Here is a 13,042-nt window from a genome sequence, read left to right on the forward strand (position 1 = left end):
CCCCGGCGGAAACGGCCGTGCCCTGTCTCCGGCGCGGATGGAGCTCGCGCCGGAGACGGGATCTGGCTCAGCTCTCGGGGCGGAAGTGGTTCTCGAAACCCAGGGCGTTCCAGAGTGGCGGGTGGCCGTTCAAGCGGGCGCGGTGGTCCTTCCACTCGGTCCTCGGATGGGTCCAGGCCTTCTCCGCGACTCCGGGCAGGCGGGGCAGCAGGAGGAAGGCCAGATCGCCGAAGCCGGTGAGGGTCTCGCCCCAGATCGCGGCCTCCACGCCGGCGACGACCGTGCCAGGGGCAAGGCCCTCCGCGGTCTCCGCCGGGTCCCAGCCGAACGAGTCCTCGACGGTGATCGGCGGGTAGGCGGGCAGCCCCAGGCGGCCCCGGTCACCTTCCTGAACGGGATCGGCGCACGCGTCCGCGTACGGCCGGTCCAGGTAGAGGCGTGAGTTCGACGAGATCAGGACCGGCACGCCCGCCTCGGTCGCGGCCGGGACATCCGCGGGTGAGATCCGGAAGGTCTCGGCCGCCTGGTCGACCAGCGGGTGGTACTCCTCGGGCACAGATTTCTTGATCGCCTCGGGGTCGAACTCGTCCGGAGCGCCGATCCAGTACTGGAGGACGTCCTCACCGCCGAGGACGCCGGCGCGGGCGGTCTCCTGCCAGCCCACCACGCGTTTGCCCTGTTCACGAACCCACTGGTGGGTGAGGCGGACGAAGGCCGCATAGTCCTCGTGCCCCATCCCGAACGGCTCGTCCCCGCCCAGGTGCAGGAACGGCCCCGGCGCGGCCTCGGCGAACTCGGCGATGACGTCCCCGGCGAACCGGCGCGCGGCCTCGGAGTCCGGGTGCAGGTAGCGCAGTCGGGGATGCGGGTACTCGATACCACCCGCCAGTTCGGGGTAGGCGTCGAAGGCCCACCGGGTGTGCCCGGGCAGGTCCACCTCCGGGATCACGGTGATGTGGCAGCGCGCGGCGTGGGCGACGAGGTCGGCGAACTCCTCGCGGGTGTAGTACTCGCGGGTGCCGTCCGCCCGGGGCCGGGTCAGTCCGGGCCAGGCCCGCGATTCCAGCCGCCACCCCTCGCTGTCGGTCAGGTGCAGGTGCAGGGCGTTGAACTTGTACAGCGCCATCAGGTCGATCACCCGCCGTACCTCGTCCGGGGTGAAGTAGTGGCGGACCACGTCCAGGGACAGGCTCCGCCAGGCGTACCGGGGGCCGTCCGTGATCACGCCGCCGGGAGCCCACACCCCTCCCTCGTCGTCCACGCTGATGATCTGGACGAGGCTGGTCAGCGCACGGAAGGCACCCTCCACGCCGGCCGAGGAGAGCCGCACCAGCCCTTCGGAGACGGTCAGGCGGTGGCGTTCGTCCGCGCCGGGTTCGGGGCGCGGGTCCACCCCGGTGACCGGGGCGACCGGGGCGAACTCCGCGGGCTCCGCCTCCGTGGAGACCAGCACGTCCGCACCCTCGAGCACGGGTTCGGCCCGCAGCCCGTGCAGGACCCCGACCGCCCAGGCGAACCAGTCCGCGGCCTCCGGAGCGGCGCCGGACAGGGTCAGCCGCCCGCCGGAGCCGATCCGGACCAGCGCTCCGGTGTGCTGTTCGGCGGGGGCCGGGACCAGACCGGCCGGTTCAGTTCGCGTCCGCATGGAATCGCCTCTCGTACTCGGCGCGGCGCCGGCGCTGGCGGCCCGGGTCGGCGACCGGGGCGGACAGCAGCAACCGCTGGGTGTAGGGGTGTTCGGGGTCGGTGGTGACCTGCTCGGCCCCGCCGTACTCGACAATCTCTCCGCGGTGGATGACCGCGACCCGATGGCTGAGCGCCCGCACCACGGACAGGTCGTGGGAGACGAACAGGTAGGCCACCCCGGTGCGCTCCTGGATCTCCAGCAGCAGGTCCATGACGGTGCGCTGCGTGGTGAGGTCCAGGGCGGAGACGGGTTCGTCGCACACGATCAGGCGGGGCGAGATCGCCAGGGCGCGGGCGATGGCGACGCGTTGGCGCTGGCCGCCGGAGAACTCGCGGGGCAGCCGGTGCACGGCGTCGTGCGGCAGCGCCACCCGGTCGAGCAGGTCGGCCACCCGCGTCCGGGCGTCCTCGGCCGTCACGCCGTGGGCGAGCAGGGGTTCGGCGAGGGTGTCCCCGATGAGCAGGGAGGGGTTGAGCGAGGTGTAGGGGTCCTGGAAGACCACCTGGATGTCGCGGCTGAGCCGGCGCCGCCTGCGCCGGGAGGCGACGTCGACGCGTTCACCGTCGAAGTGGATGCTGCCGCCGGCGACGGGGACCAGGCCGAGGACGGCCCGGCCGATGGTGGACTTGCCCGAACCGGACTCCCCCACCAGGCCGACCGTCTCGCCGGGCCGGATGTCCAGGGACACGCCCTTGAGGACCTCCACCCGCCGTGCCCGCCACCCCTTGCCGGGGAAGGAGACGCGCAGGTCGCGGATGTCCAGGAGCGGGTCCGGGCCGGCTTCCCGGAGCCTGTCGGCGTCCGCGTGCGGATCGGTGCCGGGGCCGGTCACGGTGCGTGGGTCGGTCACTGGGCCGCCTCCCGGGGCTGCCACGGCTCGCGGGCCGGGGTGTCGTCGAGTACCGCGTCGAGCAGGCCTCGGGTGTAGTCCTCCTGCGGGTCGCGGAGGATCTGTTCGGTGGTGCCCACCTCCACGATCCGCCCCTGCCGCATCACGGCGACCCGGTCGCACAGGTCCGCGACCACGCCGAGGTTGTGGGTCACCAGGAGCACGCCCATGCCGCGTTCGGCCTGGAGGCGCCGCAGGAGCCCGAGGACCTCGGCCTGCACGGTGACGTCGAGCGCGGTGGTGGGCTCGTCGGCGACGAGCAGGTCGGGGTCGCAGGAGATCGCCCCGGCGATGAGCACGCGCTGGGCCATGCCGCCGGAGATCTGGTGCGGGTGGCTGCGGAACGTGCGTTCGGGGTCGGGGATCTCCACCTGCCGGAGCAGGTCCAGGGCGCGTGCGCGGGCCTGGGTCCTGGACAGGCCGAGCTTGACCCGCAGCGGTTCGGTGAGGTGGTCGCCGATGGTGAACGCGGGGTCCAGGTTGCTCATGGGTTCCTGGGGGACGTAGGCGACGGTGTCCCCGCGCAGGTTCCGCATCTCCTTCTCCGCCGAACCCACCACCTCGGTGCCGTCCAGCAGGATGCTTCCCCTGGACACGCGGCCGCCTTCCGGCAGCAGGCCGAGCACGGAGAAGGCGGTCTGTGTCTTGCCCGAGCCGGACTCGCCCACCAGCCCGAGCACCTCGCCGCGGCGCACGTCCAGGTCGACGCCGTGGACGACCTCGCGGGAACTGCCGTCGGCGAGTGTGTAGGTGACCGCGAGATCGCGCACGGAGAGCAGGTCGGCCCGCTCCCCGGCGCTGTCCAGGGTGGTGGGGGCGTCGGCGCCGAGCCGGCGGGCCCCGCGGCCGGTGGCGGGCGCGGTGCCCCGGTCCTCCAGGACGTCGCGCAGGGAGGCGGCGAGCAGGACCAGGGCGGCGCTGGTGAGGCCGAGCGCGAGTCCGGGCCAGAGCATGAACACCGGTGCCCGCTGGATGTTGGTGAAGGCCTCGTTGAGCATGGCGCCCCAGGTGGGCAGGTCCCCGCTGCCGATGCCGAGGAACTCCAGACCGGCCTGGAGGCCGATCGCCATCCCGGCGACCAGGGCGCCCTGGATGATGACGGGGGCGCGCACCACGACGAGGACGTGGCGGACGATGATCCGCGAGTCGCGCAGGCCGAACACCCGCGCGGCGTCCACGTACAGTTCGCCGCGCATCGCCGCCACGGTTCCGCGCACCAGCCGGTAGAAGCCGGGCGCGACCAGGACGCCGAGCACGACCATCAGAACCCACACCGTGGTGCCGAGGACCGCACGGGTGGCCAGCAGGACGACCATGGCGGGCAGTGCCATGACCAGGTTGACCCACCAGTTGGACACGGAGTCGAACCAGCCGCCGTAGTATCCGGCGGCCAGGCCGGTGGGCACACCGACGGCGAGGGCGACGGCCACCGCGAGGAGGGCGCCGCCGAGGGTGTTGCGGCCGCCGTGGAGCAGCCGGGACCACACGTCGCGGCCGGAGGAGTCGAAGCCGAGCAGGTGGCCGCCGCCGGGCGCACCGAAGGCGTCCTTGAGGTCGGCGGCGTTGGGATCGTGCGCGGTGAACAGCGGGGCGAACACGACGAGGACGACGACGGCCGCCAGGACCAGGGACGCTCCCAGGGCCTGGGGGCTGGTGAGGAAGCGCCGGGCCGTTCCCGACCGCCGTTTCGGCCCGGTGGGGGCGGTCGGGGACGTGACGGCCGTACCCGGCGTGCTCGGTGTGCTCGGTGTGCTCGGTGTGACGGAGGTGCTCACGCAACCCTCGCTTTCGGGTTGAGCCAGCCGACGAGGACGTCCACGAGCAGGTTGATGAGGATGACGCCGATCACGGACACCATGACCACGCCCATGATCACGGGGATGTCCCCCCGGGTCGTGTACTGGACGGTCATCGCTCCGATGCCGGGCAGGCCGAAAATCTGCTCCACGATGACCGCGCCGCCGAGGAGGCCGACGAACTGCATGCCGAGCACGGTGAGGCCCGGGGTGGCGGCGTTGCGCAGCACATGGCGGAAGACCACCCGCGAGGTGGGCAGGCCGCGTGCCCTGAGCGTGCGCACGTAGTCGCGGCCCATGACGTCGATGACGGAGCTGCGCACCTGCTGTGCGACGCCCGCGATCCCGGCGACGGACAGCGACAGGACCGGCAGGGTGACGGTGGCGAGCCAGCCGCCCGGGGACCGGCTGAAGGGTGTGTAGCCGATGGCGGGGAACCAGCCGAGCCGGACCGCGAACACCAGCACGATGATCAGTGTGACGAGGAAGCCGGGCAGTGCGTAGCCGAATACGCTGACCAGCTGCACGGCCCGGTCCACGGCGCCGCGGCGCACCCCGGCCCACACGCCGAGGCCGAACGAGACCACGGCCGTGACGAGGGTGACCCCGATCATCAGGCTGAAGGTGACCGGCAGCCGGTTGGCCAGGGCCAGTGAGACGTCCTCGCTGGTGAACCAGGACCGGCCGAGATCGCCCTGGAGGGCGGAGGTCAGCCAGTCGAGGTAGCGCACGGCCACGGGCCGGTCCAGCCCGAGCCCGGCGTTGTGCGCGTCGACGGCGTCCTGCGGGGCGGCGGGGCCCAGGACGTGGCGGCCGACGTCGGTTCCGGGCAGGGACAGGAGGAGGTAGGCGAGGGCGGAGATGACGACCAGGAGCAGGAGCCCCGACCCCAGCCTCCGCAGGATGAACGAGGTCATGGGGCCTACTCGGCGGGGGCGTAGTTGTACAGGGACGGGACGGCCATGCCGGACTGGGGCTCGACGTCGACGGTGCCGTCACTGACGTGCAGGTAGGTCATCCGGTAGAAGGGCACGAACCAGCCCTGCTCCACGAGGTGGCGGTTGAGCGCCCGCACCTCGTCGGCCGCCTCGCCCTCGGGTGCGGACCGGATGGTCTCGACCAGGTCCTCGATGGTGTCGTCCGTGGCGCCGAAGAAGTTGAAGGTGCCGGGCAGGACCAGTTCCGTGACCGTGACCCAGTCCTCCGCGAGCTGGGCGTTGTTCATGACCATCCCCGGGTAGGCCTGCTCGGTGAAGATGCTGTTCAGGGCACTGCCCTGGTCCAGGTTGTCCCAGGTCAGATCGATGCCGATCTCGGCGAGGTCGCTCTGGAGGCTGGTCGCCATGGGGTCGGTGACGATCTGGCTCATGCGGGGCAGGGTCAGCTCGAAGCCGTCGGGGTACCCGGCGTCGGCGAGGAGTTCGCGGGCGCGTTCGGGGTCGTGGTCGTAGTAGGTGTCCAGCTCGGGGTCGTAGGCGTCGCTCTCGGTGCCGAAGATCTGGTTGGTGACCTCGCCCTGGCCGTCGCGGAGCTGTTCGAGCATGGTCTCGCGGTCGATGGCGTGGTTGATCGCCTGACGGACCCCGGGCTCGGCGAGTTCGGGGGTGATGTGCCCGTCCCGGTCGAACAGGATGATGCCCTGGTAGTCGATGGCCTGGGGCTGGGTCGCCACGTCCGGGTCCGTTTCCGCGACCGCCTGCTGATCGACGTCCTGGAGGAGGGCGGCGTTGATCTGGCCGGTGCGGACGCCGTTGACGATCGCGTTCTCGTTGTCGAAGAGGTTGATGGCGATCTCTTCGTAGGGCAGGTCCTCGCCCCAGTAGTCCTCGGCGCGGGTGTAGGCCCAGGTGGTGCCGACGGCGGTGCGGCCCTTGTCGAGTTCGTAGGGGCCGGTGCCGTCGGGGTCGGTGGTGAGGGAGTCGCCGTCGAAGGCGGCGGGGTTGGCCATGAGCCCGGCGGCGTCGCTGAGGTAGTACAGCATCGCCGGGTTGGGCTGGGCCAGGTGCAGGACGGCGGTGGTGCCGTCGACGGCCTCCACCTCCTCCAGGAGGGCGAGGGTCTGGGCCTGGCCGCCGCCACCGTCGCGGAAGCGTTCGAGGTTGGCCTTGACCGCCTCGGCGTCGAAGGGCGTTCCGTCGTCGAAGGTGACGTCGTCGCGCAGGGTGAGTGTGAGCTCGGTGAGCGACTCGTCGTAGGTCCACTCGGTGGCGAGCATCGGCGTGTACCCGCCGTCGGGTTCGCGCTTGACGAGCGTGTCGTAGACCGCCTGGAAGTAGGGCAGCGCGCTGCCCATCGCCTCGGCCGGGTCCAGGCTCTGCGGGACGGTCATGCTCCCGATCGTCAGGGACGAGGAGCCGGTGTCACCGCCGCCCGTGGAACAGCCGGCCAGCATGAGCACGAGCGCGCCGGTGGCTGCCACACCTGCGTTGACGCGGGTTTTCGTCTGCATGTCCCACTCCGATGAGCAAGGCCCGGAAAGGGCTCCGGGAATCGACTAATGTGTCTGGCACCACAAATTAACCACATGGTAAGTTTTGTGTCGGTCACCGTACAACACGAGGAACCGGTCCCGGAAGAGCGGGAGACGGGCGCTGGAACCGTAATCTCGGAGCCATCACGGCCTTCACGGCCGCCGAAGAGGCCGTTCGACACGAACACATAACAACCCGCTAGGAGACCGTCCCGTGACGGACAGAGAGCGCGCCCGGCAGCGCCTGAGTCGGACCCCCCGCATGAGCAAGGGGGAGCGCACCCGGCAGCGCATCATCGACTCCGCGACGGAGCTGTTCTCCCGGTCCGGCTACCGGGCGGTGTCCCTGCGCGATATCGCGGCGCACGCCGGACTCACCCACGCAGGGGTGCTCCACCACTTCCCCAACAAGGAGGCCACCCTCATACACGTGTTGAGCAGGCGTGACGCGGTGGACGCCCCCCTGGTCCTCGACGAGGGGATCAGCCACGGGGAGCTCATCGACAACATCGTGAAGATCGTCGAGCGCAACACGGGCACCCCGGGCCTGGTCTCCCTGTACGTCAACCTGTCCGCCGAGGCCACCGACCCCGGGCACCCGGCGCACGAGTACTTCTTCGGCCGGTACCAGATCCTGCGCGGACTCCTCGTCCCGGCCTTCGCCGCACTGCTCGACCGGCGCCCGGAGTCCTCCCCCCACCCGGCGCCCACTCCGGAGGTGGCCGCCCAGCAGTTCCTGGCCCTCCAGGACGGGCTGCAGGTCCAGTGGCTCCTCGACCCGAGCGCCGTCGACATGCGGTCCGCGGTCGTCTCCTTCCTCCGCACCCTCGGGATCCCCGTACCGGACGGTCCCGCGGACGACTCCCACCACACAGAGAACGCCACCCCCAGCGGTGGCGCCGGCCCCACGAGCGACACCATCCCTTCGAGTGGCACCGACCCCACGAGTGGAACCAGCCCCACCCAGGAAAGGCCCAGATGAGCAACGACCCCCGCCTCGACCTCGCCGCGAAGGCCTCGGCCACCTCCGGCTCCGACACCTGGCACAGCACCGGAGTGGAGGGCGTACTGCGCCCCCTCCACCTGGCCGACGGCCCGCACGGACTGCGCCACCAGCCCGACGAGGGCGACCACCTCGGCATCGGCGGCAGCGTCCCCTCCACCTGCTTCCCGCCCGCCGTGGGGCTCGGCTCCACCTGGAACCCGGCCCTCGTGCGCAGGGTCGGCGCGGCCCTGGGCAGCGAGGCCAGTTCGCTGGGCGTGGACGTGGTCCTCGGCCCGGGCATGAACATCAAGCGTTCGCCCCTGTGCGGCCGCAACTTCGAGTACGTCTCCGAGGACCCCCACGTCACCGCGCGGATCGCCGCGGCGCTGGTGGAGGGCATCCAGTCCCAGGGGGTCGGCGCGTGCGTGAAGCACTTCGCCGCCAACAACCAGGAGACCGACCGGCACCGGGTCAGCGCCGAGGTCGACGACCGCACCCTGCGCGAGATCTACCTCCCCGCGTTCGAGGAGGTCATCCGCACCACCGAACCCGCCATGGTGATGAGCTCCTACAACCGGCTCAACGGGACCTACACGAGCCAGGACCCGTGGCTGCTGACCGAGCTCCTGCGCGACGAGTGGGGGTTCGACGGTGTGGTGGTCTCCGACTGGGGCGCCGTCGTCGACCGGGTCGCCGCGGTCCGAGCCGGGCTCGACCTGGAGATGCCGCCGAGCGGGACCGACCATCTCGTCGTGGCGGCCGTGGAGCGGGGCGAGCTCGACGAGTCCGTGCTGGACACCGTGGTGGAGCGGCTGAAGCGGGTCCAGGAACGGGTGTCCACCGACACCTCCCGCCCGCTGGAGCACGAGGCCAACGACGCCCTGGCGCGGGAGGCCGCCCGTGAGGCCCTGGTCCTGCTGAAGAACGAGGGCGGCGCGCTGCCGCTGGCCGCGGACCGCTCCGTGGCCGTGGTCGGCGAGTTCGCCCGCACCCCCCGCTACCAGGGCGGCGGCTCCTCCCACGTGGTGCCGACCAAGGTGCACAGCGCGCTGGAGGAGTTCGGCACGGCGGTCGAGGCGGGAACGCTGAAGAGCGTGCGGTTCGCCGCCGGGTTCACCCTGGACGGAACCGAGGACCCCGCACTGGTCGAGGACGCCGTGGCGGCGGCCCGCGAGGCGGACACCACGGTGCTCTTCCTGGGTCTGCCCGACTCCGCGGAGTCCGAGGGCTACGACCGGACCACGATCAGCCTGCCCGCGCCGCAGCTGGAGCTGCTCGCCCGGGTGCGCGAGGCCGGCGAGCAGGTGGTGGTCGTGCTGTCCAACGGCGGCGTGGTCTCCGTGTCCGAGTGGCAGGACCGGGCGGACGCCGTTCTGGAGGGCTGGCTGCTGGGCCAGGCCGGCGGGGCCGCCGTCGTGGACGTCCTGACCGGGGCGGCCTCGCCGTCCGGCCGCCTCACCGAGACCATCCCCGTCCGGCTGCGCGACCACGCCACGTACCTGAACTTCCCGGGCGAGAACAGCGAGGTCCGCCACGGCGAGGGCGTGTTCGTCGGCTACCGCCACTTCGACACCCTGGACGTGCCGGTCGCCTACCCCTTCGGGTACGGGCTCACCTACACGAGCTTCGCCTACTCCGGTCTGGAGGTGACCCCCGCCGGAGGGCAGGACGGGGAGAACGCGTGGACGGTGTCGTTCACTGTCACCAACACCGGCGACCGGCCCGGCCAGGAGGTCGCCCAGCTGTACACGGGGGTCGAGCAGGACCACCCGACCCGCCCGGTGCGGGAGCTGCGCGGGTTCGCGAAGGTGGCGCTGGAGCCGGGTGAGAGCGCCCGGATCGACCTCCCGCTGACCGGACGCGACCTGTCGGTCTGGGACGCCGGGGACCAGCGCTGGTCCCTGGCCGCGGGCACCTACACCGTCGCCGTCGGAGCCTCCTCACGGGACCTGCCGCTGCGCGCCGAGATCACCACCGCGGGCGACCGGTACGTGCGGAAGCTGACCAAGTACTGCACCGTGGGCGAGTGGCGCACCCACCCCATCGGCGGCCCGGTCATGGAGGAGGTGATCGCCTCCTTCCCCGGACTCGACGACGTGCCCGCCGAGATGCTGGAGATGGCCCGTTCCCTGCCCATCATCACGCTGCGGACCTTCGGTCTGGGTGTCACCGAGGAGATGCTCGACCTGCTGGTCGACGACATCGAGGCCCGACGGCAGGCGGCCGTCGCGCGCGGCGAGATCACCGGTTGAGCCGGGGTCGGAGCGGAACCGGGATCGAACGAGCGGGAGCAGGGGCAACAACACGATGACGAACCTTCCCGAGGGCTTCCTGTGGGGCACGGCCACCGCCGGACACCAGGTCGAGGGCAACAACACCGACAGCGACGTCTGGGCGCTGGAACAGTCCGGGACCCCGATGCTGCCCGAGCGCAGCGGCGACGCCTGTGACAGCTACCACCGGTGGCGCGAGGACCTGGACATCGTCCGGGACCTGGGGCTGAACAGCTACCGGTTCGGGATCGAGTGGGCCAGGATCGAACCCGTCCCGGGGCACTTCTCCCTGGCCGAGCTGGCCCACTACCGACGGATGGTGGAGGGCTGCCTGGAGCGCGGGATCACGCCCGTGGTCACGCTGCACCACTTCACCTCCCCCGCCTGGTTCAGCGCCGGGGGCGGGTGGCTCGGGACGGACGGCGTCGACCTGTTCCGCCGCTACGTGCGCCAGGCCAAGGCGATCCTGGACGGTGTTCCCTGGGTGTGCACCGTCAACGAGCCGAACATGCTCGCGATGATCACCGGAGCCCGGCGCGCCGCCGCCGAGCCGTCGGGGAAGGAGGACGGTGAGCACCGGCACCTGGTCGCCGGGGCGATGCCGCCGCCGGACCAGGCGGCGTCCGAGGCGCTGATCGCCGCACACCACGCCGCCCGCGAGGAGTTGTCGGACCTGTCCGGGCTGCGCACCGGGTGGACCGTCGCCAACCAGAACTTCGAGGCGGTCGACGGGGCGGACGACCTGGTCGCCGAGTGGTCCTACACCCGCGAGGACCAGTTCCTGGACGCCGCGAAGGACGACGACTTCGTCGGGGTGCAGGCCTACACCCGGGTGGTGATCGGCCCCGAAGGGCCGAGGGAGCCGGAATCGGGCACACGCCGCACGATCACCGGGTGGGAGTTCCACCCGCAGGCCCTGGAAGGCGCGGTCCGGCACACTGCCGAACGCACCGGCGGGGTCCCGGTCCTGGTGACGGAGAACGGCATCGCCACCGCCTCCGACGACGAGCGGATCGAGTACACCACCGGCGCCCTGGCCGGGCTGGGCCGCGCGATCGCCGACGGGGTGGACGTGCGCGGATACCTGCACTGGTCACTGCTGGACAACTACGAGTGGGGCACGTGGGAGCCCACGTTCGGCCTGGTCGGGGTGGATCGGGAGACCTTCGGACGCACCGTGAAGCCCAGCGGCCGCTGGTACGGGGACCTCGCCCGCCGGGGTGAGCTCCCGAGCTGAGCCGAACGCGGTCGGGCGGGCCCGGGCGGATCCGGGAAACACCCTGGCCATGGCCTGGCAACTGGTGTGGATGGGCCGTTCACCGTCGCGTTCCGCGCGGTGAGCGGCCCACCCCCTGGTTCGGTCCGCCCAAGGACGGTCCAGCGTTCGGCGGTGCGTGGCGGCGCTGCCACCGCCGGACGGGCGGTCCTCGACCCGGAAGAGCCGTCCGGGGGAGGCGCCGCTCGGGACGCGTCCTCGAAGAGCGCTCTCCCGGTCCGGGAGAACGCTCTCAGCAGCCGATCTGCTGGGCCAGGGCGCCGCGGTTGCGCTGGAGCTCGTCGATGCGGGCGTCCAGTTCGGCCAGTTCACGGCGGATGGTCCCGAGCAGGCTCGGGCACATCTCCAGCTCCAGGGGTTCGCGCTCGTCACCGGTCGCGCACGGCAGGACCGAGGAGATGGTCCGGGTGGTCAGTCCCATGTCCAGGAGCGCGCGGATGTGCCGGACCGTGCGCGGGGCCTCCTCCTCGTAGACGCGGTACCCGTTGGCGGACCGCGTGGACTCCAGCAGCCCCTGCTCCTCGTAGTAGCGCAGCAGCCTGCGGCTCACGCCGGTGCGCTCAGAAAGCTCCCCGATCAGCATCCCGTGACCCGCCTCACTCTTGACCTTCACACTGGTGTCACTGCCTACCGTCGCCGCATGGTTGAACACTTCTCCCACACAGTCAAGGGTTCCGGTCCCGGCCTGCTGCTCGCACACGGCGGCGGTGGCGGGGCCGAGGCCAACTTCGGCCCGCTCATGGACGATCTGACCTCGACGCACACGGTAGTGGCCCCGGACCTCCCCGGTTCGGGCGCCACCCCGCGCAGCACCGTCCCCCTGGACCTGGACACGGTCGCCGACACCATGGTCGCCACCGCCGTGGGCGCGGGCGTGGAACGGTTCACGATCCTCGGGTACTCGCTGGGGACCGCGATCGCGGTGCGGGCCGCGACCCGGCACCCCGACCGGGTCACGGGGCTGGTCCTGACCGCCGGGTTCGCCCGGATGGACAACCGGATGCGGTTGGCGACCAGGGTCTGGCGGGAACTGCTGGACGGCGAGCGCGAGCTGCTCGCCCGGTTCCTCACCCTGGTGGCCGCCGGCGATCCGGCGCTGGAGGCGATGTCTCCGGACGAGTTGGAGGAATCGGTGGCGTGGTTGGCGGGCTTCGTACCCGAGGGCACCCCCGAACAGGTGGACCTGGTGGTCGCCTCCGACACCACCGGGGAACTGGCCGACATCGCCGTGCCCACCCTGGTGGTGGCGGCGACCCTGGACCGGCTGGCCTCCCCCGCACGCTCTCGGGAGCTGGCCGCGGGCATCCCGGGTGCCGAGCTGGTGGAGGTGGAGTCCGGGCACCTGATCGCCGCCGAGGCCCCGGAGGCCTGGCGGGCGGCGGTCCGGGACTTCCTCGGGCGGCACCCCTAGGGCCTGTTTTTTGGATCATTCCGCGCTCGCGACCACCAGGCTGCCTCTCGCTGCGCCGATGTCGCTCGGACAGCCAGACCCGGGCTGACTCTCGCTCATCGTCTGGCGAGAGATTGCCTGGACGGCCGCTCGCTCGATGTCGGCTCCGCCGACACGAGCGAAAGCATCCAGAAAAACAGGCCCTAGCCGATCCGGCGTTCCAGGCCATCGAAGACGCTCACCAGGCCGGACTCCAGTACGGATCCCGTCCCTCGC

The 13,042-nt window shown here is 71.7% G+C and carries 10 protein-coding genes; 4 read left to right on the forward strand and 6 right to left on the reverse strand.

The features are described 5' to 3' along the window. Positions 1-67 precede the first annotated feature (67 nt). The 5 genes from D458_RS0101195 to D458_RS0101215 are packed head-to-tail and all read right to left on the reverse strand — an operon-like array spanning position 68 to position 6,821. Positions 68-1,645 (reverse strand): family 20 glycosylhydrolase, encoded by a 1,578-nt coding sequence (locus D458_RS0101195; RefSeq protein WP_017584899.1) that lies wholly within the window; start codon positions 1,643-1,645, stop codon positions 68-70. After that, entirely contained in the window at positions 1,629-2,537 is a 909-nt protein-coding gene (locus D458_RS0101200; RefSeq protein WP_017584900.1) for an ABC transporter ATP-binding protein, read from the reverse strand. Before D458_RS0101200 ends, D458_RS0101195 begins: the two co-directional genes overlap by 17 nt. Further along, positions 2,534-4,351, reverse strand: coding sequence for a dipeptide/oligopeptide/nickel ABC transporter permease/ATP-binding protein (locus D458_RS0101205; RefSeq protein WP_017584901.1), 1,818 nt, complete (start codon positions 4,349-4,351; stop codon positions 2,534-2,536). The genes D458_RS0101200 and D458_RS0101205 overlap by 4 nt, the downstream gene beginning before the upstream one ends. Beyond that, complete coding sequence (locus D458_RS0101210; protein ID WP_017584902.1) at positions 4,348-5,289, reverse strand: ABC transporter permease; 942 nt, start codon at positions 5,287-5,289, stop codon at positions 4,348-4,350. The genes D458_RS0101205 and D458_RS0101210 overlap by 4 nt, the downstream gene beginning before the upstream one ends. A gap of 5 nt (positions 5,290-5,294) precedes the next feature. Beyond that, a complete protein-coding gene (locus tag D458_RS0101215) occupies positions 5,295-6,821 on the reverse strand; it encodes an ABC transporter substrate-binding protein (RefSeq protein ID WP_017584903.1) in 1,527 nt (508 codons plus the stop codon). Positions 6,822-7,056: 235 nt separating this feature from the next. Here D458_RS0101215 and D458_RS0101220 point away from each other — a divergent pair, with 235 nt between their 5' ends. The 3 genes from D458_RS0101220 to D458_RS0101230 are packed head-to-tail and all read left to right on the forward strand — an operon-like array spanning position 7,057 to position 11,337. Further along, the gene (locus D458_RS0101220; RefSeq protein ID WP_026118876.1) at positions 7,057-7,824 is read left to right on the forward strand and encodes a TetR/AcrR family transcriptional regulator; all 768 of its coding nucleotides are present in this window, start codon (positions 7,057-7,059) and stop codon (positions 7,822-7,824) included. After that, on the forward strand, positions 7,821-10,079 hold the full coding sequence (locus tag D458_RS0101225) for a glycoside hydrolase family 3 C-terminal domain-containing protein (RefSeq protein ID WP_017584905.1): 2,259 nt from the start codon (positions 7,821-7,823) through the stop codon (positions 10,077-10,079). Before D458_RS0101220 ends, D458_RS0101225 begins: the two co-directional genes overlap by 4 nt. 55 nt (positions 10,080-10,134) lie before the next feature. Beyond that, positions 10,135-11,337: a glycoside hydrolase family 1 protein gene (locus D458_RS0101230; protein ID WP_017584906.1), complete on the forward strand. Its 1,203-nt coding sequence runs from the start codon at positions 10,135-10,137 to the stop codon at positions 11,335-11,337. A gap of 271 nt (positions 11,338-11,608) precedes the next feature. On the opposite strand, the gene D458_RS0101235 is transcribed toward D458_RS0101230, so the two are convergent. Beyond that, positions 11,609-11,959 (reverse strand): MerR family transcriptional regulator, encoded by a 351-nt coding sequence (locus D458_RS0101235; RefSeq protein ID WP_026118877.1) that lies wholly within the window; start codon positions 11,957-11,959, stop codon positions 11,609-11,611. Positions 11,960-12,016: 57 nt separating this feature from the next. Here D458_RS0101235 and D458_RS0101240 point away from each other — a divergent pair, with 57 nt between their 5' ends. After that, positions 12,017-12,787, forward strand: a complete 771-nt coding sequence (locus tag D458_RS0101240; protein ID WP_017584908.1) for an alpha/beta fold hydrolase — start codon at positions 12,017-12,019, stop codon at positions 12,785-12,787. Positions 12,788-13,042: the final 255 nt, after the last annotated feature.

The organism is Nocardiopsis ganjiahuensis DSM 45031, from assembly GCF_000341085.1.
Lineage (GTDB): Bacteria > Actinomycetota > Actinomycetes > Streptosporangiales > Streptosporangiaceae > Nocardiopsis > Nocardiopsis ganjiahuensis.